The sequence below is a fragment of the Mesorhizobium sp. WSM4841 genome, from assembly GCF_055811515.1.
In genome coordinates this window covers 24,031-47,768 of the sequence record NZ_JBVVQC010000008.1, presented here as the reverse complement: position 1 = coordinate 47,768, position 23,738 = coordinate 24,031, and the positions used below count along the sequence as shown (strand labels likewise).

Annotated in this window: 18 protein-coding genes and 3 pseudogenes; 6 read left to right on the top strand and 15 right to left on the bottom strand. The window is 60.9% G+C overall.

The features are described 5' to 3' along the window. Positions 1 to 77: 77 nt before the first annotated feature. Positions 78 to 1,124 (bottom strand): sterol desaturase family protein, encoded by a 1,047-nt coding sequence (locus AC0L14_RS11935; RefSeq protein ID WP_473749568.1) that lies wholly within the window; start codon positions 1,122 to 1,124, stop codon positions 78 to 80. A 170-nt stretch (positions 1,125 to 1,294) separates the two neighbouring features. Here AC0L14_RS11935 and AC0L14_RS11930 point away from each other — a divergent pair, with 170 nt between their 5' ends. Then, positions 1,295 to 2,329 (top strand): LacI family DNA-binding transcriptional regulator, encoded by a 1,035-nt coding sequence (locus tag AC0L14_RS11930; protein ID WP_473749566.1) that lies wholly within the window; start codon positions 1,295 to 1,297, stop codon positions 2,327 to 2,329. A gap of 155 nt (positions 2,330 to 2,484) precedes the next feature. Here AC0L14_RS11930 and AC0L14_RS11925 read toward each other — a convergent pair whose 3' ends face one another. Together AC0L14_RS11925 and AC0L14_RS11920 are read right to left on the bottom strand one after the other, a co-directional pair. Next, positions 2,485 to 2,781 carry an aldo/keto reductase gene (locus tag AC0L14_RS11925; protein WP_473749565.1) on the bottom strand — a complete coding sequence of 99 codons (297 nt, stop codon included), beginning with the start codon at positions 2,779 to 2,781 and terminating at the stop codon, positions 2,485 to 2,487. A 17-nt stretch (positions 2,782 to 2,798) separates the two neighbouring features. Beyond that, positions 2,799 to 2,954 (bottom strand): YjiS-like domain-containing protein, encoded by a 156-nt coding sequence (locus AC0L14_RS11920; protein WP_143747964.1) that lies wholly within the window; start codon positions 2,952 to 2,954, stop codon positions 2,799 to 2,801. Positions 2,955 to 3,186: 232 nt separating this feature from the next. Here AC0L14_RS11920 and AC0L14_RS11915 point away from each other — a divergent pair, with 232 nt between their 5' ends. After that, positions 3,187 to 4,056, top strand: coding sequence for a LysR family transcriptional regulator (locus AC0L14_RS11915; protein ID WP_473749564.1), 870 nt, complete (start codon positions 3,187 to 3,189; stop codon positions 4,054 to 4,056). A gap of 3 nt (positions 4,057 to 4,059) precedes the next feature. Here AC0L14_RS11915 and AC0L14_RS11910 read toward each other — a convergent pair whose 3' ends face one another. After that, complete coding sequence (locus AC0L14_RS11910) at positions 4,060 to 4,245, bottom strand: hypothetical protein (protein WP_473749562.1); 186 nt, start codon at positions 4,243 to 4,245, stop codon at positions 4,060 to 4,062. 71 nt (positions 4,246 to 4,316) lie between these two features. On the opposite strand from AC0L14_RS11910, the gene AC0L14_RS11905 reads away from it, so the two are divergent. Then, positions 4,317 to 4,568, top strand: a complete 252-nt coding sequence (locus tag AC0L14_RS11905; protein ID WP_023797634.1) for a DUF6074 family protein — start codon at positions 4,317 to 4,319, stop codon at positions 4,566 to 4,568. Positions 4,569 to 4,816: 248 nt separating this feature from the next. On the opposite strand, the gene AC0L14_RS11900 is transcribed toward AC0L14_RS11905, so the two are convergent. The 8 genes and pseudogenes from AC0L14_RS11900 to AC0L14_RS11865 all read right to left on the bottom strand — a co-directional run. Next, entirely contained in the window at positions 4,817 to 6,082 is a 1,266-nt protein-coding gene (locus tag AC0L14_RS11900; protein WP_473749560.1) for an Ig-like domain-containing protein, read from the bottom strand. A 775-nt stretch (positions 6,083 to 6,857) separates the two neighbouring features. Continuing rightward, a complete protein-coding gene (locus AC0L14_RS11895; RefSeq protein WP_473749558.1) occupies positions 6,858 to 7,850 on the bottom strand; it encodes an FAD binding domain-containing protein in 993 nt (330 codons plus the stop codon). A gap of 22 nt (positions 7,851 to 7,872) precedes the next feature. Then, positions 7,873 to 10,281, bottom strand: a complete 2,409-nt coding sequence (locus AC0L14_RS11890; RefSeq protein ID WP_473749557.1) for a xanthine dehydrogenase family protein molybdopterin-binding subunit — start codon at positions 10,279 to 10,281, stop codon at positions 7,873 to 7,875. Further along, positions 10,281 to 10,940: a 2Fe-2S iron-sulfur cluster-binding protein gene (locus AC0L14_RS11885; protein WP_473749555.1), complete on the bottom strand. Its 660-nt coding sequence runs from the start codon at positions 10,938 to 10,940 to the stop codon at positions 10,281 to 10,283. The genes AC0L14_RS11890 and AC0L14_RS11885 overlap by 1 nt, the downstream gene beginning before the upstream one ends. 487 nt (positions 10,941 to 11,427) lie before the next feature. Further along, positions 11,428 to 11,994 (bottom strand): type II toxin-antitoxin system VapC family toxin, encoded by a 567-nt coding sequence (locus AC0L14_RS11880; RefSeq protein WP_473485401.1) that lies wholly within the window; start codon positions 11,992 to 11,994, stop codon positions 11,428 to 11,430. After that, positions 11,984 to 12,274, bottom strand: a complete 291-nt coding sequence (locus AC0L14_RS11875; protein ID WP_473485400.1) for a hypothetical protein — start codon at positions 12,272 to 12,274, stop codon at positions 11,984 to 11,986. Before AC0L14_RS11875 ends, AC0L14_RS11880 begins: the two co-directional genes overlap by 11 nt. 245 nt (positions 12,275 to 12,519) lie before the next feature. Next, complete coding sequence (locus tag AC0L14_RS11870) at positions 12,520 to 14,781, bottom strand: 2OG-Fe(II) oxygenase (protein WP_473749554.1); 2,262 nt, start codon at positions 14,779 to 14,781, stop codon at positions 12,520 to 12,522. A 259-nt stretch (positions 14,782 to 15,040) separates the two neighbouring features. After that, positions 15,041 to 15,234 (bottom strand): annotated as a pseudogene (locus AC0L14_RS11865) (transposase); the annotation flags it as partial. A gap of 851 nt (positions 15,235 to 16,085) precedes the next feature. Between AC0L14_RS11865 and AC0L14_RS11860 the strand changes: the two are divergent. The 3 genes from AC0L14_RS11860 to AC0L14_RS11850 all read left to right on the top strand — a co-directional run bounded on the left by AC0L14_RS11860 (position 16,086) and on the right by AC0L14_RS11850 (position 22,224). Beyond that, positions 16,086 to 17,297, top strand: a complete 1,212-nt coding sequence (locus AC0L14_RS11860) for an efflux RND transporter periplasmic adaptor subunit (RefSeq protein WP_245319633.1) — start codon at positions 16,086 to 16,088, stop codon at positions 17,295 to 17,297. Next, the gene (locus AC0L14_RS11855) at positions 17,294 to 20,476 is read left to right on the top strand and encodes an efflux RND transporter permease subunit (protein WP_473749553.1); all 3,183 of its coding nucleotides are present in this window, start codon (positions 17,294 to 17,296) and stop codon (positions 20,474 to 20,476) included. Before AC0L14_RS11860 ends, AC0L14_RS11855 begins: the two co-directional genes overlap by 4 nt. 884 nt (positions 20,477 to 21,360) lie before the next feature. Next, positions 21,361 to 22,224: a LuxR C-terminal-related transcriptional regulator gene (locus tag AC0L14_RS11850; protein ID WP_473749552.1), complete on the top strand. Its 864-nt coding sequence runs from the start codon at positions 21,361 to 21,363 to the stop codon at positions 22,222 to 22,224. A 294-nt stretch (positions 22,225 to 22,518) separates the two neighbouring features. Here the strand turns inward: AC0L14_RS11850 and AC0L14_RS11845 are convergent. The 3 genes and pseudogenes from AC0L14_RS11845 to AC0L14_RS11835 all read right to left on the bottom strand — a co-directional run. Continuing rightward, a pseudogene (locus AC0L14_RS11845) lies at positions 22,519 to 22,908 on the bottom strand (transposase); the annotation flags it as partial. Beyond that, positions 22,907 to 23,238: pseudogene (locus AC0L14_RS11840) on the bottom strand (DegT/DnrJ/EryC1/StrS family aminotransferase); the annotation flags it as partial. The pseudogenes AC0L14_RS11840 and AC0L14_RS11845, both read right to left, overlap by 2 nt. Positions 23,239 to 23,482: 244 nt before the next feature. Further along, positions 23,483 to 23,738 (bottom strand): hypothetical protein (locus AC0L14_RS11835; protein WP_473749551.1); only part of this gene is annotated, 256 nt, incomplete at its 5' end.

Here is a 23,738-nt window from a genome sequence, read left to right as displayed (position 1 = left end):
CCGCCCCGCGGGTCTGAAAAAACATGGCTGATCCGCTCCCCCTCCTCCGGGCACGCAAGCGAAACAGCGGCGGTTGATTACTCTGCCGGCATGTCTGAGGCCCTGCCGTCGGGAGCTTCCTGCTTGGCGCGGAGCTTTTCCTTCTTCTTGCGAAAGCGCGCCTTCATAGCCTCGTCGGCCTCCTTGCTTCCGTCGTGCCAAGTGCCGAAAAGCTTATCGAGAGGGACCAGACCGTCACCGCCGTAGTTCACCTCGAAATACTTGTGGTGCAGGTAGTGGACGTAGGAATGGCTATCGAGCTTGACCTTGTCGGTGAGTTCGAAGGTCTCAAACCCAAGATGGCCATTCACCGCTCCGAAGCCGGCCCCATGCAGCGTGAAATACGCGCAGACCGGGTTGGATGGGATCAGCAGGTGCAGCCAGGCTTCGGCATGGTAGAGGAACCCTTCCACCGGATGCATGGACAGCGACGACCACGGACTGGGGTTGATCGAGTTGTGGTGAACCGAGTGCACCCATTTGTAGAGCGGCGGCCAATGGATGGCGCGGTGCAGGAAGAAGAAATAGATCTCGTGCACGGCCGGCGCGATGATGACGAGGAACGATAGGTAAAGCCAATTCGTCGTCCAGGGCAGCCAGACCGCCCAGCTATTGGCGTAGGCCCACAGCATCACGATTTCGACCACGGTCCACAGCGGTATGGTGATGAAAAACGATCGGCCGAAATTGTCGATATTCTGGCTCTGAAACCAGAACACGTCGGACGGCGCTTCGGAGGGGAATTTCGCATTATACTTGAAGCGGTTCTCTTGCTTGCGCTGGAAATAATAGCGCAGCTCAAAGAACCCGTAGAAGAGAAAAATGCCCCCTGCGTTCAGGCCGTAAAGCCAAAGGTAGTTGAGCAGCGAAAAGGTTGCCAGGTTCTCCCAGCTCGGAATGAGCAAGTTGACCCAGATGATTGCCGTGGCCATGTGGAACGCATTCCAAGGCCAAAGAAACTCGGGAATCCAAGCCAGTACCTTCTTGGCGTTGAACGGGCGATGCCAGATCGGCACCGGCTCGGCGCGGCGGTGCGGGACCCAGTTTCCGCGTTTGTCGCGCGTTCCATACTGAAGGTCATCCATCTGAACAGCGCCTCCTGGCCGACCAATTCCGGTCTGCCTTCACCTGATTGGCCTCAACGCGGAGGCGATTCATATCGGAGACTTGATATCGTCGGAACACAAAAATAGTATTAAGGTCGCATTTGTATCATAATGTCTCACTCATGATGATACAGAAGAGGGATGGTTCTATGAGGCGACCGACGATTCGCGACCTCGCTCAAGCCGCTGGCGTATCAGTGGCCACCGTGAACAGAATCCTCAGCGGCACTGTCTCCGTTCGCCCAAAAACCGTGCAACGAGTGCAAAGCGCAGCCGAAGAAATCGGGTTCTATGGGATCGGGGCGATCGACGACCGGGCCAAGAAACTGTCGCCCCATCACCGATTTGGTTTCCTGCTGCAGCAATCTACCCGTGAACTCTACCAACTGTTCGGAAAGAAAATCATCGCAGCCTGTCGCGATCGTCGCGACGAGGTGGTCGAGGCTGTCGTCGAGTTTGTCGATCTACTGACGCCGGAGACTATCTCTAGCCGCCTCATCGCGCTTGGCGACACTTGCGACGCAGTCGCAGTGGTTGCCGCAGATCACCCAATCATAGGTCAGGCCATCCGTTCACTGAAGGAAATGGGGAAGCCCGTTGTTGCTTATATTACTGACCAATCCGCGCCGGAACGGGCAGCGTACGTGGGCACGGACAACTGGAAGCTGGGACGCACAGCGGCATTCTTGGTTGCGCAAACCACCCAAGGTCCAGGGCGCATTGCGGTTTTCATAGGCAATCACCGGTATCAATGCCAAGACGTCTCAGACGCCAGCTTCCGTTCGTATTTGCGCGAACACGCTCCGCGGCTCGCAGTGGAAGAAAGTCGCCCTACTCGTGAGGAATCGAGTGAAGCTTATCGTATGGTAGCCGAGCTCCTGAAGACGACTGATGACCTTGTAGGAATTCTGATCGTCGGTGGTGGAATAACCGGGGTGCTCCGTGCGCTGCGAGAGGTCCCTGCCGAAAGGCGGGCGGGAATCAAGCTGGTTTGCCGTGACATTGGCCCCGAGACGCGAAAAGGCTTGTCCGAGGGAATGATCACCGCAGCGCTTTGTCATCCACTCGAGGCGACCTCGGCCCTCCTTGTGCAGACGATGATTGACGTGATTGGACCGCAAGCACCGGTCGCGACCCTTCAGCGGTCTATACCTTTTGAAATAGTCACGCCGGAAAACATCTGACGCATTTATCTCGGCGATGCCTCAGAGGGATTCGAGCCCAATGCGTGGGCTTGAGATAAAAGATACAATAAAATCAAGTATTTAATCGATGGATTTGGTAGGGCCGGAGGGTGTGCCGGGAGCGTTGATTTCATTGGCTTTCTCGTGGGCCAAAATCAGTACTCTTCGGGATCGCCGAAAATAGCCGACTTGGTGACGATGATGGCTTCGTCCTTGCCCTTCAACGCCGGCCCGAGGATCAGCTTGGCATTGCCGGCACCATAGGCAGCAACCGTGTCGGAACACCGCGCGCCGATGTCATAGGCCGTCGCCAGCGCGGCTTGCGACCTGATGTCGTCGACCTCGCCATAGATGGTCGCGGCGTCACGCCAGCGCGCGGCGCCACCTGCCGCCCAGGTGCCGATCCCGATGCGCGGTACCGAGCGGCCATCCCAAAGCTCCATCATCTGCATGCCCGGCCTCCATTATCTCAACGACGCAGGCTGGCGTGGCGGGCATGCTCGCGGATCTCTTCGCGAGAAATGCCAGCATCCGCCAGTGTGCTGTCTGGGGCCTGCCTCAAGCTCGCAAGCGTCTGGCGATAGGCAAGCCAGCGGGCGAAACGGTGTCGAAGTTTATACAACATGATCGTCTCCTTTGGCGCGCAGAATGCCCGCGCTTGGGTTGGTCGAAAGCGCAAAGCATCTGCGCGAAGCGCTGCGCGATCGAAAGGATTGCGCTGGCATCTTGGCCAGCCGAGGCGCTTGTCATTGTCGCTCCAAGCAGGATTGTCCAACGCCTGCAATGCCTGCATGCTTGCGCGTGATGCCCGCTTCGCGCTACAGCCACGGTCGCAAGGAGTTTTTCATTTCTGCAAAATGGATATCGACTGGGACGATCTGAGGTTGTTTCTCGATGTTGCGCGGCTGGGTGGCTTGAGCGCAGCGACGGGAACCACGCGCCTCAGCGCAGCCACCCTCGGACGACGCGTCACCGCGCTCGAAAAGCAGATCGGCGAACCGCTGTTCGTGCGTCAGCAGACAGGCTACCGGCTGACCCCGGCCGGTGAAGAACTGCTGCGGCGCGCCGAAGACGTCGAGGCAGCAATGCAGTCGCTGACCCGCTGGCGCGAGGGAAACCTGCCCGACCGCATTGTCCGCGTCTCGGCCGGGCCATGGACCTCAGCCTTCGTTTCCGCCCATATCGGCGAGATCTGGACGGTCGATGACGGCATAAGGGTGGAGCTCGTCACCACCACCGACCGCGTCGACATCGGCCGCCGTGCCGCCGACATCGGCATCCGCAGCGAGCGCCCGACCGAGCAGTGGCTGGCCGGCCGTCAGAGCGGCAAGGTCGCCCACGCCATTTATTCCGGACGCCACCTGATCAACGGCATCGCCGCCGGGTTGTTCGTCGGCGTCACCGGCGAAGGAGCAGACATTGCCTCGGCGCGCTGGCTGCAAGCCCATCACGGCGACCGCATCGCCGTGCGCGGCAACAACACCCATTCGGTGCGCGAACTTGTGGCCGCCGGCGCCGGCCTTTCGATCTTTCCGTGCTTCGTCGGTGACAGCGATCCGCGGCTGGTCCGCGTCGCTCAGCCTATCCCCGAACTGGAAACCGACCAATGGATCGTCACCCATCACGAGGAACGTCACTCGCCGCCGGTACGAAAAGTCGCCGACCGGATTGCCGCCTTGATGCGGGCGCACCAGCCGCTGTTTCGCGGCGAGACGCCGATCCGGTAAGCCTCAGGCGTCGATCGGCCGCCAGCTGAGCCGCATGCTGGCACTCATGCCGGACTCCTGCGCCGTCAGGCCTGGGCCGTAATACTTCAACAGGGACTCGAACTCGCCATGCCGCTGCGTCCAGTCGCTATTCGCGGCACCGTCCATCGAGGCCAGCGGACGCTTTGTTCCATTGCTGACCGCCGTCAAAAAGAGCGCTGTTAACCAAATTTTCTAACCCGCCAATGCTTATTCGCGCGACTGAAGGGGTGAGGTGATCGATGTGCGATTCAAACATAAGCGCATTTCCGCTGCATCGGCGGCGGAAATTGGTCGAAGGGATCGCCCTGGTCCTGGAGTCCAAGAACGGGGAGGACGCGAACGCCTTCTGGCGCAACACCGCCAAGGCAATTCTCGTTCAACTATCCGAATCAGGAATTGCACCCGGGCTGGCCGAACAGGAAGTCGGAACGCTTCTTCATGCTGTCTTGGATGATATAGCCACCCGCAGTGCGGCGAAACTAGCACAATAGCATCGGCTGGCTCACGACGATGGATTGCCGCGTGGCACCACTGCATCCGTCAAATGCAAGGTTTCTCAATGCGGATGAAAAGATAGCCGCGTTCGTCGAAATCATGCCTCACCGTTGCAGACACCAGCCAGTCGGGTCATGACGGGCTCGGAAGAGCCCTGACGCCCCTTACTGCGCGATGGGGAGGGAAATCCTTCGCATGGGCGCGATCACGCCCGGTCTGTGTAGCTGCGCCCCACCATGCGCGCCTATAACACGAAGAAGTCATCCACTGTGAGGAATGTGCTCGGGTCCACGGCGGCAAACTTGACAGCCGCCGCTCCTCCTGCCCCGTCCACATCGAACAGCAGATCGCCGGTCTGCTCGTCGTAAACGATGTGGTCGCTGTCATCCATGGCGTGCTTGCCGACGACGAAAACCGCAGCGAAAAGCGAGCCGGCCGACAGCCCGACGAATGCGGAGCTGTCCAGCCAGAACACATCGTCGAGGGCATTGAACTCTTCTATCCTGTCGTAGTTCGCCGGCCCAAGTGCGTCGAACACGAAGACATCCCTGCCCCCCTCGCCGGCCAGCCGGTCGCGGCCGGCGCCGCCATTGAGGATGTCGTCGCCAGCACCACCTCGCATGTCGTCGGAGCCGGCGCCGCCGTCGAGGACGTCGTCGCCAGTGTCACCGCGGACGCCGTCTGCGCCCTCACCACCGCTGATCTCGTCATCGCCAGCGCCGCCCTTCAGCCAATCGGTGCCCGCGCCTCCAATGAGGTCGTCCGCGCCGGCGCCGCCGAACAGCTGATCGTGGCCGGCACCGCCGTCGAGCGTATCGTTGAACGGGGTGCCGCTGATGCGATCGCCCCCGCCCAACGCGGCGACGAGCACGGCATGATCATGGCTTGCGTAGCTCGCGATGTTTTTGGCGTCGGTCAGGGTAATGGATTCGGCCGGCGGAGTGGCGGTGATCGTAATCGTCGCCACATTGCTGTTGCCCTGGCCGTCCGTAGCGTAAACCGTAAAGCTGTCGGTGCCGATGAAGCCGGCCTTCGGTGTGTAGTCGAACAGGTTTCCGCTCAGAAAATCCGCATGATAGTGCAGGGTAGTGCCATAATGACCCTGGTGAAACGGGTAGTGGTTACCGTCGAAACTCGTCTCCTGCTCCAGGGTGCCGCTGTCCGGCCCGTCCAAGACGATAAAGTTCAAGAGATCGTAGTCGGCATCTGTCGCGCTGAACTTGACGTCATCGAGAGATTGCGCCTCCGAAATCGACAAGTCCAGGTCGGCAACGGTGGGCGCGTGATTAACGAAGGTGTCGGACTGAAGCACGCCCCCTTTCAAGATGATCTGGTGCTGACCGTATTGGGTGTTTTCGCCGCCGAAATATTCGTTCGCCCCGATCCATGTCACCGTGAGGTCGTCGGGGCTGTCGGCGCTGATCGAGACGATCTGGACCGACTGGAAGGCCGCCTGGTCGGACACGGTGCGAAGAAAATTGCCTTCGTTGTCGAAGACCTGCGTTTCCACTGTCGTCCAGGTTTCGGTCCTGCCCTCATGGGTGAAGCTGGTGATGGTGAAGAAGCCGTCGAAGACATCGACCGAAGCCAGTTCGATCCCACCGAAAGGGAAATCCGGCTTTGCGCCTATCGGTCCGATTACGTCGCCGTCTGTTTCCGTGATGCTGAAAAGGACCGAGTCAGGGGTCGGATTGGGATTCTCGGGTTCATTCCATACGATGAGCTCACTGCCATTGCTTAAGGTCGGCATCCTGTCTCTTCCTTGCCTTGCGCCTGGACGTGCTGCGGATGCCCCCAATTCCAACAGTAACATGGTACGCGAGACGGATCGGTGACAAACCCAGCCGCCCTTCGCCTTCTTCGAATGTGGTTAATTCACTTTCTGGCGGCGCCATGCTGAATGGTCGATGGGAGTGACCCAATAGATCTAGCGGCTGCCGCCGCATATTGGGAATGCTTGTCGCCGGCGTGTGCCTACGACAGCTCGTTGTCGCCTTTCCTTCTCCGCTGATGTCATGAAACTTGATCCTGCTCCGATGGACTCAGGAAGCAGATCCGGGCGCTTATGCATACGTGCGGATGGACGTAGGAATCATCGGGCCCGACGACGCCTGCGGTGGCGGTACACCAGAACGTCGCGGTCGAACTGTAGCCTGCGTCGAAGCTGACGCCGCTCCCATAACCCGTTCCCGGCGCACCCTTGGAGCGCAGCCGTCGGCAGACCATGGGCACCGGGTGCTGCAACTGCGATGTTTCCAAGCCCATTTTGGACGACCCCAAGACAGCTAGCCCGCCGCGGCGGCAGCCAAGATCGTGCGGCGAACGACGGTCTCCAGGACAGGCACCTTGTAGCCGTTCTTAGGCAGCGGAGTAGCATCCGCCACGGCAGCATGGGCTGCCTGTCGCGCCAAGTCGTCAGTAAGCCTGTTACCAATGAGGAGACGTTCGCTTTCGCTCGCGCGACGAGGTGTTGGCGCGACCCATCCCATGACGATCGAGGCATTTTGCACGGTCTGGCCCTCCGTCGTCAAAACCACTGCCACATCGCAGATCGGCCAGTCATAGCTCTCGCGCTCGGTTTGCTTGTGGTAAGCGGCTTTCGCGCCGGCGCTCAACGGCGGAATGGTCACGCGCGTCATGACTTCGCCAGACTCGATCCTGGTGTCGTTGGCGCGTTGCATTTCGGGTGGCAACAAGAAATCCGAGAGCTTCACGACGCGTGAGCCGTTGGAGCCGCCGGCAAGTTCGACGCTCGCGTTATAGGCGACCAGCGCCGTCGCCGGCGTGGAGGCGTGGACCATCGCGTTTTTGTCATTGTCGAAAATCGCATGATGCTGGTTCTCGTCAACGCCGCTGCTCTCCATCTCATCGGCACCTTCGCCATGGAAATGATCATGCCGAAAATACCAGCAGCGCGGCCGCTGCAGCAGATTGCCGCCGATGGTGGCGGCGTTGCGGACCTGCGGCGTCGCCGCATGGGCGGCGGCGTCCGACAGCGCCACGTAGCGCGAGTGGATCCGCGGATCCTTGTCGATGCGATCGAGCGTCACCAGCGCACCGAGCGTCAGCCCGTTTTCCGTGTCGATCTCGTCGAGGCCGCGGATGGTCTTCAGATTGACAAGCCGCGCCGGCGCCAAAATCCCTTCCTTCATCAAGTCGAGAAGGTCAATCCCGCCTGCCTTGGCGATAACGGGTTTTTGCTCAGTGCTTTCGGCAAGCAGATCGGCTGCCTGCTCGACCGTCGTGGCATCGGCCCATTCGAAGCTGTTCATGGCCATGCTGGACTCCTTCTTGCCGATCTCAGGCGCTGAGCGCCGCCAGCACATTTGCCGGATTCATCGGCAAAGTGCGGATCCGCTTTCCGGTGGCGTTGTAGAATGCATTGGCGATCGCGGCGCTGGTCGCCACATTGCTTGCCTCCGCGATGCCTCGCGCGTCGGTCGACGACTGCGCCCCGATCTGCTCGATGAGCAGCACCTCGATCTCCGGAGTCTCGCGTGATCCGACCATCTTGTATTGATCAACGTTGGCGTTGAGCTGATGGCCGCTCGCCGCGTCCATGATGCGGTCCTCGTAAATCGCGTAGCTGACACCCTGGATGATGCCGCCGATCACCTGGCTCTCCACCAGCTTCGGGTTGATCGGTCTGCCGCAATCGCTGGCAGCTACGACGCGCTCGACCTTGACGACGCCGGTCTCGACGTCGACCGCCACCTCGGCGAACTGGACGCCGCCCAGCCCGTGGCGGCTGATGGAGGTCTCGCCGGATAGCGCAAAACCCTCATAATCGTCGTGGCGCTTGGCGAGTTTTGAGATTTCGCCGAACTTGGCTTCCTTGGCTGCTTCCTTGAGCGGCCTTGCGGCTCCCTCGTTGCCGCGGACGCCCACTTTACCGTCAGCGAAAAAAATGTCATCGGGATCGGCATCGTCGAAAAGCGGCGCGAGGCGAGCCGCCAGATCGCGTGCCGCCTCATATGCGGCATTGCGGGCCGGCGCAGTCACGGACGCCGTTACCCGGCTGCCGCCGGACGGCGGCCCCCACGGAAAGCGCGTGTCGCCGATATAAACACCGATGTTCTCGGCATCGAGGCCGAACTCTTCGGCGACGACCTGGGCAAGCACCGTCCGGGTCCCGGTGCCGATATCCTGTGCGCTGTTGTAGACGGAAACCGATCCGTCATCGGCGATCCTTACCTCGACGGTTGTCGGAGGGCTGACGACATACACCCACTGCGCCTGCGCCATTCCCATGCCGCGCTTGACAGGGCCCGCGTCGGAGTTTGGCGGACGTCGTCGGTCCCAGCCGAACCGCTCGGCCGCGATCTTGCGTTCATGTGCGCGGGCAAGCATGTCGTCGGTGGGCTTTGTGTCGATGCGATCGCGCAGCATCAGCGGGTCGAGTTGCAGCCGATCCGCAAGTTCGTCCATCGCCTGCTCGAGCGAGAAGATTCCCTGTACCTGGCCAGGAGCCCGGAAAGCCGCGCACGGACCGGCGTTCGTGAATACGTCATACTGCTCGGTACGCATGTTCGGGCACGGATAGAGCGCGTTGTAGCAGAAGCCAATGCCGGCACCCCCCGCGATGCCACCAGTACCCCAGCTTATGACGTCAATTGCCGTGAGCGTGCCATCTTGTTTGGCGCCGATCCGCACCCTCTGCAGGCTGTTCGGACGATTGCCCGCCGAAACATGCTCTTCACGGCGGTCCAGCATCATGCGCACCGGCGCGCCGGCCTTTTGCGACAAATGAATGGCAAGGAGGCCGAAATTATTGATCCCATATTTGGCGCCGAACCCGCCGCCGGTGAAGTCGCTGATCACCCGGATCTTGCTCTTGGGCAGATCGAAATATTCCGCAGCCTCGTCGCGCACGCTGTGCGTGTGCTGGGTGGAGGCATAGATAGTCAGTTCGTTGTCCCGCCAATCCGCGACGATGCCATGTGTTTCCATCGGCACATGCGTCTGAACCTGAGTGCGATATTCGGCCTCGATGACGACGTCGGCCTCCGCCAGGCCCTGGTCGATATCGCCCGTGGGAGTCATGCCAGGCATACCGAAGTTGGGGCCGCGCACATTGCCCTTCTGCGGCAAGCCTTCCGGCGCACCGCCGCCGCCGGCCGTCGACGGCTGCTCCACCGGTCCGGGAAAGACAATCGGAGCCTCATCGTCCATTGCAGCCACGAGATCGCTTACGTGCGGCAACCGCTCGTATTCGACCTTGACGAGCTTCGCGGCTTGGTCGGCGATCCGCTGCGTCTCGGCCGCGACGGCGGCAACGGTCTGGCCCGCGAAGCGGACGATCGGATATTTGTTGCTGGCCTCGGCTTCCGAATCGCGAAGTCTGGCAGATTGCAACAGAGTCTCAAGCACATGCACCGCGCGGACGCCGGGGTAACTCTCCGCGGCGGAGGTATCGATCGAAATCACCTTGGCATGCGGCCAAGGGCAGACGACCTGCCGTGCATACAGCATTCCCGGCAACTGAACATCGAATGTATATTTCGCGGTTCCTGTCACCTTCTGCACCGCGTCGAGCCGCCGGATCGGCTTGCCGATGGAGCGCAGTTCAGCGTTCACCGGCAGCTGCGGCGGTTCGTCGGCAGGCACCTGCCGGGTGACTTGCCTCGTCTCCTGCCCGACGATGCCGTAGAGCAAGGACTGGGGGCGCAACGAAGGCTGATCGATCGGTGCCTGGTTGTCGGTAGCCATCAGGTACCCCTCCTTCGATTCTCGTTTGCGACCGCGAGCACCGCCGCAAAGATGTTCGGATAGGTGCCGCAGCGGCAAAGGTGGCCGCTTATCGCGGCCTTCACGTCTTCGATGCCGGCGTCGGGTTTGCGATTTATGAGCGCTGCGCAACTCATAACCATTCCGGGCGTGCAGAACCCGCATTGAAGGGCGTCGTGCTCAACGAACGCCTGCTGCAGCGGATGAAGCTTGTCGCCCTCGGCCAGTCCCTCGATCGTGGTGATGCTCCTGCCCCGGGCGTCGAGCGCCAGCGTCATGCAACTGCTGGCGGGCTGACCGTCGAGCCAGACCGTGCAGGCAGAACAGGCTCCACGATCGCAGCCGATTTTGGTGCCGGTGAGGCCGAGGTGATTGCGCAGGATATCAACCAGCGTGGTGGCCGGTTCCGCGTGCACCGGGACTCGTCGTCCGTTTATCGTGAGATCGATTGGGATCGGACCAGGGCCAAGCACTTCGTTGGCATCGTCCTGCATGGAACTATCAACGGCTGCCTGCGCCGCCCCTGCTTCCATCAACGCTGCCCCCACGGCCGACGTGCCGCCGTGCTTCAGGAAAGTCCGACGAGATATGCCCGATCTCGCGAATCCGTCCGTACCGTGACTGCGGCTCGATTCCGCCATGCTATGCCTCCGGATTTTACTATGGTGGTCACCAAACTATGGTGATCGTCCCATCAAGCTCTGTTTGGATCACAACCAAGCTAGGGGACCGCTCGGTTCCCGCCAGACGCCATCACAACGAAGTGACATCACGAAGATCGAGAGGCTCGCCATGCCGTCGGGTCATGACTTCCGGTTCCGCAAGGGCGCGTCGCGTCGATCGGTTTCGCTGCACCGCCAAGGCAACACGAGCCGCTCACGCCATAGTTAAATTTCGAATGGCGCACTTCAGGGCGAAGTTGCGAAGTTGTCCATAAGGCCTTGATATTGAAAGATTTTCGTGATCCCGGAGGACGTGCTCGTAATATTGATTCCATTGACTTTCGTGGGCCAGAATTGGAAATCTTCCCGTATTGTGCCGTACAGTTCCGCGGCTTGCCACGAGACCGAAACTCTCAGCTACTTCTCAGCTGGCAACACATATCGACAACCGATAGGGTCAAATTGGCTACCCCTGCTCGTAGAAAAGAACACGACCCACTGGCAGAAGCTGATCGAAATAGTCGAAGTCGCGCACATTGCGTGTGAGAACGATGCAGCCGCGTTCCAGCGCCTGGAGATACAAGCTCGCATCGTTCAGCAGGGCTGGGCTCTCGCCGCGGGCAGCGCCTGACAGACGCGTCACCAAGCCGGCTAGCATTCCGGCCTCGCCTATGGCGGTCTCCGATGGGGAAAAGAGCCGGTGGCCGGGTATGTCTTCTAGGGTGCGCCGGATTTCGCGTAACACGGTCTTCGTGGCCGGGTGCAACGGATCGAGGCGGCCGAACAGGTGCGTCAGCTCAGCCAGGCAAACGGTGGAGTGATTGACAATCCGGGACTCAAGCAGTTCGTCCACGCTTACGGGAGAGCGCCCTTGGAGTACGTCGATATAGACGCAGGTATCGAGCAACAGCTCAAGGCCAGCTGAAATCGGCTTCCGAAGAATAGGCAGATCGGCGGCCGAGCGGCGTTGGATAGTGTCTGTGGTGCGTTGCGGCTTGATCCGCCGCAGCGCACGGGACAGATCAAAACTCAAGGTCGATTTCTTTCGCGACCCGGCCCTTCCGGCGGACGAACTTCACCCCAAAGTCGTCCTCAAGCGCGACCTTCGCCAAGGCGTATTCCAGTAGCTCTGTATCGGTGGTAATGCCGGACTTTTCCTTGGCAGCCGCTATGAGGTCGCGTCGAATCCGACCGCCGATCCGGCCATTCTCGCCTTCAAGCAGCCCGAGCTGCCGCGCCGTATCAATGACCGTTCGCCGCCGCAGATTTGCCTGAACCGGTGGCGGCTGAGTTTCATGGGACGACTTCAGCATCAAAAATCTCCTTGTCAAACAAAATAGCGATTCTGGCCAACAGATTCAAGATGCGGACTGTTGATCCGCGCTCACCGCCGCGCCTGCAGCAGTTCGGACTGGTTTGAAACCTCCCCTGAAGACTGATCCGGAGCGGCAAGCGCCGCCTCCGCAGCCTCGATGATTCGACTTGCAAGTGGAGTCCGTTTCTTCCGACTCATCGCCCTGTGGCCAGGTTTGCTGTTCCCGCAAACGCAGGTAAGCCTTCATCCCCCCAGCGCCGATACATGTTCCAGATCCTGCCGGCGCTGTTTCGCGCGTCGCTCGTAACTGGCCTGGTTCTTGGTCGCGATCAACGTGTGCGGGCTGCCGCGCCTTTCGGTGGCGAGGTCAAGGTCGCACGCGGCGTTTCGGACGCTCTCCTCGACGTGGGTCCGCCGGTTCTGGGCCACCCTTAGGCGCCATTGCTGTTGATGAGGGGCAATCAGAAATGCGCCGAGTGCGCGACAGTCGTCGCATGTGCATTTGAGCGGATTGGTACGCGACCAGTCCCGTGGAGCCTCCAGCGGCAGCGCGATGCGACCGCGCAGATGGTCGAGAGCCGCCTCACGCAGCCGGCCGACGGCCGGCCATGCCATGCTCTGCGACCGCTTGGCGAAGGCCAGTGCCGCCGGGACCAGCACCGCGTCCGGCGTGTAGGTCCGGGGCCAGGCCAGCAAGTTCTCGATCGCGCGCGCCGCGAGCCCGGCGTCGATCTTGCTCGTCGCCGTCAGGAGATCGACGACGAAGCCAGGCCGTACGGACGCAGGTCGCGTCCAGGGGTCGAGCTTGGCACGTTTGGCCGGGTCACCCGGCAAGACGTCGATCAAAGCTGCGCCGATCTTCGCGGCGTCGCCAACGGACTCGGTCGGCGCCGCTACGCAACGCAGCAGCAAGTCGCCGCAGGCGCCGAGATGGGCCGCGGTATTGCGTCTGACGATCTCGACCAGCAAGTCCGTGGCCCGCCGTGGCGGAAGAAGTGCGGCGGCTCGCACGATGGCGTCGTTATCGGACGCCGCGTAATGGCCGTTGGAAGAAAGCTCCGCAAGGAGCTCATCGATGCGCGCCGCGTTGCCCAGCCGGACCTGCAGGTCGAGCATCCGACCAGCGGCGGTATCACTCTCCCCGCGCCATGTCTCACGGGGCCAGGAGCGCAGCATCTGTCCCGAAAGCTCATCAGCCTCCCCCCACACCTGTCGCTTGACGGCGATGTCGCTCGTCTCCCAGTGCTTCGCCAGATCTTCGAGATACGGCAGCGTCGCCCCGAGGCCGGCTTGGTTAAGCACCGCGAGCCGCCGCGCGCGCGGCCACAGCACCAGACCGGCGCGGCGATACGTACGGTCGAAAGAGGCGCCCTCGTTGCCCGTCGCCTCATGGAAATGCTGCTCGTCCGGCGCAAGATCTTCGAACGCATCGGGCGGACAGAGCTCCTCCTCATCGAATGGAAAATCCTGAAACCCGATCTCGCCGCCGTCCGGACGCCGCCATGCGGACAGGGTCAGCGAGCTCTCGAAAACTTCGGCGACTTCGAATTCTTCATCGCCCTCGTCGTCTCGATCCCAGCGCCTGCGGCGATAATTGCCGGTGTGTTCGGCGCTGCCGCTCTCCTCGATCGATACCAGGACAAGATGGAGATCGCACTCCGCCGCCGCTGCCGCCTCGATCAACACCGACGCCACGCCCGCATCGGCCCCCTTGAGGGCGTCGAACGACAGCTCCGCCGGCGTGTAGGCATGCTCGAGCGGCACGATCAGCTTGTCGGGCTCGTCCTCGACGCCCGCCCACCCGCGCAGCAGGTCCGCGACGTGCGCCTCGACCGCGCGATAGTCGGGCGCCGGCAGCGAGCGTCTCTTGCCGAGGAAGCGCAAATTATAGACGAGGATCAGGCGATGTCCGGTGATGACCGGGCGCACTTCATGCAAGCAGTCTGCATAGAAGGCGGCGAATCCAATTTCCGACGGATCTTCGGGGTGCAGATCGAACATCACCTCTCGACCCAGGTGCCGCACGACCAGCTCGCCGCCACGATGAGCAGAGGGAAGCACGATCACCAGGGTCGCGAACATGCCGGGCGTCTTTTCGGTGTCCCGGTGATTAAGGAAGAAGCTGCCGGCGTCATAGACGAGAAGCTTGTAGAAGTCCGCCGCGACCGGCTCTTCGACGCCAAGGCCGCGGGCCGCGTCGGTGACGAGCTCGGCCAGCGTCGGCTCCCAACTACGCCCGCCGATCTGGATCCTGCGCGGGTCGATCTGCCAGGTTCTGCGCACGTCGCGATCGAGCACCGCTTCCTCGCCGCGTCCATGGGGTGCGGCCTCGGCTACGGCGACCAGCCGCTCGGCCTGCGCCTCCGGAAGCGGGAAGGCGATCCTGCCCACGCCCTCCACGTCGATCGTCGGCATGAAGATTTCCCGCAGGCCACCGACGCAGAAGTCGCCGGGGCGCTCGACCGAGCGCAGGCAATCAGGCAGGGCGGCGGCGATCGACGACATGAGTACTCCCGACAGTCTGGAAAATGAACACAGCGTATGGAAAACCTTATCTAGACCCGGCGCGTCGGCCTCTCAAGAAATTTGCACAGCAAAGACACCCGATACTTGTCGTTGCGCTTTATCTGAGAAATGGCCCTTCTCGTTCATCAAAACTCGGATATCAGACTCAGCAGCGCTGTGGAGCGCCCAATGAAGGGCCACGATAGAGAATTTCCGCGGCGCAATGGACGGACAACGGCCTCTGGCAGCTCGCGCAGCCGGCATCGCGGAAGCGACTATGATGCGCCTTCGAGAATGTCGAATGGTCCGGCAAATCGCCTTCCAGGCCGAGCTGGCAAAAGCCACCGCAAGGCCGGTTCAGATGCGCCTCCTACCGAGCCGCCGCTCCGGGCGGATGCCGAAGCAGTAGCCGACGATCAGCATGCGGATCAGCAGCTCCGAGTCGATCGAGGGGTTCGAGTCCAAATCGTGGCGCCAAAGCAAACAAGAAAATCTAGCAAATCAATGAATCAAAGCTTTTGGTGGGCCCGGAGGAGGTTTGGGAACCATGAAAAATCAAGTACTTGGAAATCAGGGGGACTGCCGAGTGTTCAAATCTGCTCCAATGTTTTTTAATGTTTCTGCCCCACTATAGCGATGAACGCCTCGCTCAGGTTCACGCGTGAGCGAGGAAATCCTGCCGGTGTTTCAGTCTCACATGAGGGGTCGCGGTAGCGTCACTTCTCTAATTTCAGAGTGCATCCTTCACGATTGTCACGCCACAGCAGCACGCTTCCGATAAGGTGCTTGACCGGTTCGACCTCACCCTCGTTCGCGCCATACATGCGCCGCTTATCGACGATCTTTTTTCCAAACTGCAGGAGAGACGTGCGGACGTGCGGTTGTCACGTCCCAGTGCTATGCGGGTGGTGCAATAGCGTTTTCGGAGTGTAGCAAATGTCCAATCTGCCGATTTCATCGAAGCCTATATCGCCGCCTATAGCCGCAGAATGAGAAGCAGGTCGGACCTCTATGCGAGAGCGGCCCTGTTCCTCCCGACAGAACCGCCGCACGTCGGGATGCGCAATGGCTCGTCAGATCCGCTTTAGCTCGAGCGCATGGCGATGCCTACGCAGCGGATAAACGCGAGATGTGCGTTCGCGCTCCCCGGTTAGCCGCTTCCTTGTCAAGGTTGATGATGTTCGATGTTTGTTCTATAGCAAGCTGTCGGTTGTGGTGGTCAGTTCAAAAAATTGATTTGTGCGGCACACCCGCTGCCTAGATGTTACGGACTTCGCATGAAGGGCCGATTACGAGGGGTAACCATGGTTCACACTGCACGCCTCCGCCACGATTCTCTGGCCGCCCCCTCCAGCAGAAACGTCCCGGCAAAATGGCTCGCCGCCGCGGCCTTCGCGGCGATCGGCTTGCTCGCGGCCCCGGCCGCACAGGCGCAGGAAGCGCCTCCCGCGCCCGTCGTCACGGTAGCCAAGCCGCTGGTGCGCGATATCGTCGAGGACGATGAGTTCGTCGGCCGTTTCGAAGCCGTCGACCAGGTTTCGCTGCGCTCTCGCGTCGGCGGCTATCTCGACCAGGTCCATTTCCAGGACGGTACGCTGGTCAAGCAGGGCGACCTCCTGTTCACCATCGACCAGCGGCCGTTCAAGGCGGCGCTGAACCAGGCGCAGGCGCAGGTCGACTCGGCCAAGACCCTGGTCGAATTCAGCAAGATGCAGTTCGAGCGCGCCGAGACCCTGTCGCGCGAAGGCAACATACCGGTTTCGACACTGGACGACCGCCGCCGCGAATATCTCGCCGCCCAAGCGCAACTGGACGGCGCGGAGGCGGCACTTGAAAACGCAAGTCTCGATCTCGAATTCACCGAGATCAAGGCGCCGTTTTCCGGCCGGGTCGACCGCCGGCTCATCTCGCCGGGCAATCTGGTGCAGGCCGACCAGACCGTGCTGACCACCATCGTCTCGATCGACCCGATCGACTTCTATTTCGACATCGATGAGCGGACCTACTTCGCTTATGCGCGCGACGCCCGCGAGCGCGGCGGCGTCATGCAGGAGGGCGCCGGCGGCGTCGATGTTGTCGTCCGTGTCGCCGACCGTGATGAAGCGACGTTCAAGGGCAAGCTCGACTTCGCCGAGAACCGTCTGGACGAAGCTACCGGCACGATGCGGGCCAGGGCGCGCTTCGACAACAAGGACGGCGTGCTGCAGCCGGGCATGTTCGGCCGCATCAACGTGCCCGGCTCGCTGCCGCATCCGGGCGTGCTTCTGCCTGACGAGGCGATCGGCGCCGACCAGAACCGCCGCATCGTCTTCGTTGTCGACGAGGCAGGCCTGATCTCGGCCAAGCCGGTCCGCACCGGCCCGCGCATCGACGGCTATCGCGTTATCCGCGAGGGCCTCACCGGCGAAGAGACCGTGGTAATCAACGGGCTGGTGCGAGTGCGGCCGGGCGTCACCGTCAAGTCCGAGATGACCACGTTGCCGCCCAAGGTTGAAGCCGAAGGGCAGACGCAATGAACTTCGCCCATTTCTTCGTCAACCGCCCGATCTTCGCGGTGGTGCTGTCGATCGTGCTCGTGCTCGTCGGCGGCATCGCCTATACGCAGCTTCCGGTCGCGCAATATCCCGAAATCGCGCCACCGACCATCGTGGTGCGCGCCTCCTATCCGGGCGCCGACGCCGAGACGGTCGCCGCGACCGTGGCGACGCCGATCGAACAGGAAATCAACGGCGTCGAGCACATGCTCTACATGTCGTCCTATTCCTCCGGCGAAGGCTCGATGTCGCTCACCATCACCTTCCGCCCCGGCACCGATCTCGACGCGGCGCAGGTGCTGGTCCAGAACCGCGTCTCGATCGCCGAAGCGCGCCTGCCGGAAGAGGTGCGCCGGCTCGGCATCACCACGGCGAAAAGTTCGCCCGACCTGATGATGGTCATCCATATGCTGTCGCCCGACGACACATATGATCAGCTCTACGTCTCGAATTATGCGCGTTCGCGCGTGCGCGACGTCCTGCTGAGACTGGACGGCGTCGGCGACGTGCAGATCTTCGGCGAGCGCGAATATTCGCTGCGCGTCTGGCTCGACCCGGAAAAGCTGTCCGCCTACGGCATGACCGCAGGCGACGTAGTCCAGGCGCTGCGCGACCAGAACGTCCAGGTGTCGGGCGGCTCGATCGGCGCGCCGCCGATTGGCGACGGCTCGGCCTTCCAGTATACGGTCACCACGCAAGGGCGCTTCGAAGACGCGCGCGACTTCCGCTACGTCATCGTCAAGTCGACTGAGGACGGCCGCTTGATCTCCCTGCAGGACGTGGCGCGCATAGAGCTCGGCGCCAGGGACTACGTCACCAATTCCTATCTCAACAACAAGGCGGCGGTGGCGCTCGGCATCTTCCAGCGGCCGGGCACCAATGCCTTGGCCTCGGCGGAAGAAATCCAGGAGACCATCGCGGAGCTTTCGGAGGATTTCCCGGAGGGGCTGGCCTACGAGATCATCTACAATCCGACCGAGTTCATCGCCGAATCTATCAACGAGGTCTATGTCACCATCGCCGAGGCGATCCTGCTGGTGGTGATCGTCATCATCGTGTTCCTGCAGTCGTGGCGCATGGCGATCGTGCCGATCGTGGCGATACCGGTCTCGCTGATCGGCACGCTTGCCGTGCTGCTCGCCTTCGGCTTCTCGCTCAACATGCTCACTCTGTTCGGGCTGGTGCTGGCGGTCGGCATCGTTGTCGACGACGCCATCGTGGTTGTGGAAAATATCGAGCGGAACATCCGGCTGGGGCTCGCTCCGCGCGCCGCTGCGCACAAGACCATGGATGAAGTGGGAAACGCGGTCCTCGCGATCTCGCTGGTGCTGATCTCCGTCTTCGTTCCGGCGGCTTTCATTCCCGGGATTTCCGGCCAGTTCTACCTGCAGTTCGCCATCACCATCGCGGTCTCCACCGCGATCTCCGCATTCAACTCGCTGACGCTTTCGCCGGCTCTCGCTGGCGTGCTTTTCAAGCCGCACATCGAGGAACATTCGAACTTCTTCCTGGCAAGGTTCGGCCGCGCTCTGGCGAACGGGTTCAACAACGGGTTCGACAGGATGGCGGACGGCTATGCGTGGCTGGTGCACAGACTGGTCGGCACGACTCTGGCGCTTGCCGCCATGCTGCTCGTCTTCGCAGGCCTGCTCTACGCGACCTATCACATGCTGCAGACGGTGCCGCGCGGCTTCATCCCGAACATGGACCAGGGTTATGCGATCGTCGTCGTGCAATTGCCGGAGGGCTCTTCGCTCGCCCGAACGGACGCAGTCATCCAGAAGGCGTCGGATATCATCCGCGAGACGCCGGGTGTCGCCAACGCCGTCGCCTTCGCAGGATTCAACGGCGCGACATTCACCAACGCCAGCAATTCCGGCGTGATCTTCGCGCCATTCAAGAGCTTCGAGGAACGGCTCGAGAGCGGCGATACTTCCGACAAGATCATCGGCACGCTGTTTGGCAGCCTGCAAAGCATCCAGGAGGCCTTCATCATCGCGCTGCCGCCGCCGCCAGTGCGGGGCATCGGCAACTCCGGCGGCTTCAAGATGATGCTCCAGGAGCGCAACAGCGCCGACATGCGGCCGATTCTGGCGCTGGCCAACGAAATCGCCGGCAAGGCCAACCAGACGCCCGGGTTGATGGGCGTCTTCACCACCTTCTCGGCCTCCAGCCCGCAATTCTTCCTGGCGATCGACCGCGACAAGGCGCGCATGCTGAACGTGCCGATCCCCAACATCTTCGAGACGCTGTCGATCAATCTAGGCACCGCCTATGTCAACGATTTCAATGCCTTCGGTCGCGTCTACCAAGTGCGGGCGCAAGCCGACCAGGCTTTCCGCATCGATCGCGACGACATATTGAAGCTGAAGGTGCGCTCGGCGGCCGGCGACCTGGTGCCGCTCGGCACACTGATCGAGATCCGCGACGTCACCGGTCCCTCGCTCGTGCAACGCTACAACATGTATGTCTCCGTGCCGCTTCAGGGCAATGCAGCGCCGGGTGTCGCCACGGGCACGGCGCTCGACCTGATGGAGGGGATCGCAGCCGAATCGCTGCCGCAGGGCACTTCCTTCGAATGGACTGAACTCGCCTTCCAGGAGCGGCAGACCGGCAACACGGCGGTCTTCATCTTCGGCCTGTCGGTTCTGTTCGTCTTTCTGGTGCTCGCCGCGCTATACGAAAGCTGGATTACGCCCTTCGCCATCGTGCTTATCGTCCCGCTCAGCGTGCTGGCCGCCCTCTTGGGCGTCGCCTTCCGCGGTCTCGACAACAACATCCTCGTGCAGATCGGGCTGATCGTGCTCATCGGCCTGGCGGCGAAGAACGCGATCCTGATCGTCGAGTTCGCGCGCCAAGGTGAGGAGCGCGGCCTTGACGCCGTCGAGGCGGCTGTCGAGGCCTGCCGGCTGCGGCTGCGGCCGATCCTGATGACGGCATTCGCCTTCATCCTGGGCGTGGTGCCGCTAGTGATCGCCAGCGGGCCTGGCGCGGAAATGCGCCAATCGCTCGGCACGGCCGTGTTCTCCGGCATGCTGGGCGTGACGTTGTTCGGCCTCTTCCTGACGCCGGTCTTCTACGTTGCTCTGCGCAGGACATTCCGGCGCAGGCGGCCTGAAGCCGGCCAGACCCTGGCTTCCGAGAGCGGCGCAGCCGAGTAGACGCCGAGCCGATGAGGCGCCGGGTTCAGGCTGAAGCCGGACCGGCGGGTTCCTGGATCTCGCGGAGGGATGGATCGGCGATCCATCCCTCGAGGGGATCGAGATGTTCCGGCGCGCCGTATCGCTCGCTTTGCATCGTCCACGCCCAGGCCGTCTGGATCGCTCAGAAAAGCGCATCGAGCCGATCGCCGCTGGGGTCGTCGGCCGACCGACGAACAGGAGCAAAAATAGAGGATAGAAACAGGCACAAGATCGCTTCTCCTGCCCTTGGATCGTGGTCAGGCGACAACATTCAATCTGAATACGGCGGGTATAGCGGAGCTCAAGTGGCCCACTTTAGATAGACGTCGGCCATAAATTATTGATATTGAGCGACAATGGTGGTGGTGGCAGTCTCTGGCGAACCAGTCTCTGTCCAATTTTCCCTGATAGGCGCCGAAAAACAGTGAATTTCTAGGTTTTTGAGGGCCTGGCCCAATTTTCTCTAAGAAATCTCTGCGCAGATTCAATGCTTTAGCGCCAAATTCCCTGTACGCGCTAACAGGGAATTATTTAGCAGCTAGCAGGGATGGCAAATCGCGGGCTGGCGGCGGCTCGCTAGCTCAGGATCGTCGTTCGACTACCAGCGGTTTGAGATGGCTAAGCCGTGCCATCCCTGCGTCTTCAGGCAGATTGCCGCGCCCTGGGGTTCTAGCTTGACGTCGGTTTGCGGCGAAATTTACCGAAAAAGCAACCTATGTTAGAGACTGCTTATAAATAGACGTTACACTGCCCACCCTGTTCTCGCCAAGGAGGGAGTGAGGAAACCGAGGGCATCGAGTGCGGTTGGCGCGTGGAGTGCTCTACTCGACGCGTGTACCTCAATCGCGCCGGAGCGAGAGGCAATGATGACAAGACAATCGTTTGTAACAGTACTTGTCGGGCCGAGCGAGTTACTCCGAGAAGGCCTTAGTCGAATCCTGGATGCGGCAAAGTTTCGTGTCCTTTTCTCTGTGGCTTGTGTTCACGATCTTCTGCAGAAGCCGCTAGCCCAGCACCGGTCCATCTTGCTCATCATAGATGTCGGCGGTACTGATGCGGATACTGAATTCGCACAAATTGCAGAATTCAAAGCGATTTATCCGACCAGCCATGCCGTCGCGCTAGCCGATCACTGTCGATCGACCGATATAGTTTCAGCTTTTCGTGCGGGGGCAGACGGGTATTTAACAAAAGTCGCTGCTTACGACACCTTCATCAAAGCTCTCGAATTGGTTATGCTAGGGCAGACGGTGTTGCCTGCCGAAACTTCAACGGCTATTCAAGAAATAAGGCATGATCTGAAACCTGACGCGGCAGCTGATGAGTTAACAAAGGTGGTTATTAACGTGGAGCATGAGGATCAAGAACCGTCAATTTTGTCAAATCGGGAAAACTGTATTCTACGCCGCCTAATCGAAGGGGAGTCTAACAAAGCCATCGCGCGCGAGATCAACATTGCCGAAGCTACGGTGAAGGTACACGTCAAGGCCATCCTCCGAAAGATCCGGGTCCGCAACCGTACACAGGCTGCAGTTTGGGCGATGAACCATGGCATGCTTACTCCCGCATCTGGCAATGCCCCGTCGGGGAGCGAAAAGATGGCAACTCAGCCGTTTCACAATATATCATCATTCGGGCTGGTGGATTCGCTTTTGCCAAAGCTTCGCCCTGATATGACGCTCCGCTATCAAGAACCATACGCTCAAATCATCCCCCGGCGATGGTAGCGAGCGGTGGAGACGGCATCGCAGGGGCGCATGAGGTGGACCCCGCCAGTGTTACTACCATTTTGAAGTTCAGGGCTTTATCAAAGTGGGCAAAGCAAAAATTACTTCTGGATTTTCGTTCAGCGAAGTGCGGATCGGAACGGTCGAGGGCGGAGAATCGGGGTTCTGGTGTGGAAATGCGACCAACTGGTGGCGGTCCTCACCCAGATCGACGAGGAAGCCTACTCGACGAAAGGCAAATGGTTTCTCGAGACGGGCTTCGGGCTGCTAAGCGGGCAGCACAACGAGCGGTGATCATGACCGTTGCGCCCATTCGCGGAGTCCGATGGACATGATCTTCCACGGCTGGTCGACGAGCTTGTTCCTTGCGGCGCAGCAATGGATGACGATGTCGTCGTAGTCTTTGAAGATACGGTTGGAGAGCCAGTTGTCGCGCATGAACTGCCAGACGTTTTCGACTGGGTTCAGTTCCGGTGAGCGCGGCGGCAGGAACATCAGGGTGATGTTGTCCGGCACCTTCGGTTTCGGAGTCACATGCCATCCGGCCTGATCGAGGATGAGCACCGCATGCGCGCCGTCGTCGACGCTCCGGCTGATCTCGGCGAGGTGCTCCCGCATCGCCTCGGTATCGCAATAGGGCAGGACAAGGCCCGCGCCCTTTCCCTTCCGGGGGCAGATGGCCCCGCTGGTCGAACCAGTGGGGGAATTTCACACAATAGCTTTGCCAGTTGCTGCGAGTCCAGCAAGGCTCGGCAGGCGTTTCCAGTTCGGCGATGTCGCGAAGGCGCTCACCATATTGCGCCGCAAGCTGCCTCCGCCGCGTGAAGAGTGCGAGAAGCCGTTGCAGTTGCTCACGCCGATGGCAGCCTGCAGGTCAGTCAGGCGGTAATTGTAGCCGAGTTCAGGATAGCCCTCGTAGATCACCTGTTTCGAGCCGTGCCGGACTGTGTCGGTAACGCTCATGCTGTGTTGGCCGACTAGCATGCATGACCTTGTCTCCTGCTGCTCGGGGGTAAGGTCACGCGTGATCCGAGATACCAGGCGACGTTTGCAATCCGACGTAGGCGCAGGTTTGAACGCAGGCCGATCGCCCGGGAGAGTCTCAGTATAGCCCTATCCACGCCGTATTCTGGTCATGAATGTTAGCATTATACCCCCAGACGAAATTTCTGGTTGTATAAGCGGAGTTTCGTTAAGGCGATAAATTATCGTTTATTGTCGATGGGTGTCCTTCAAGATACTTATAGTGATTAACATTTTAACTGGAGAAACACATGAAGTCGATGAATTCCGACAAGGGAATGCAGTGGAAACACTCGGAAAGGTTGAACAACTCACGCGCGTCGACGGAGACAGCCGCGTCGAGCCCGACCTCGACCGTGACGACCGAGGCTCCCACTTCCACCGATTCCGCGTCGACGGCATCCACGGCTTCCACGTCGACGGAGACAGCCGCGTCGAGCCCGACCTCGACCGTGACGACCGAGGCTCCCACTTCCACCGATTCCGCGTCG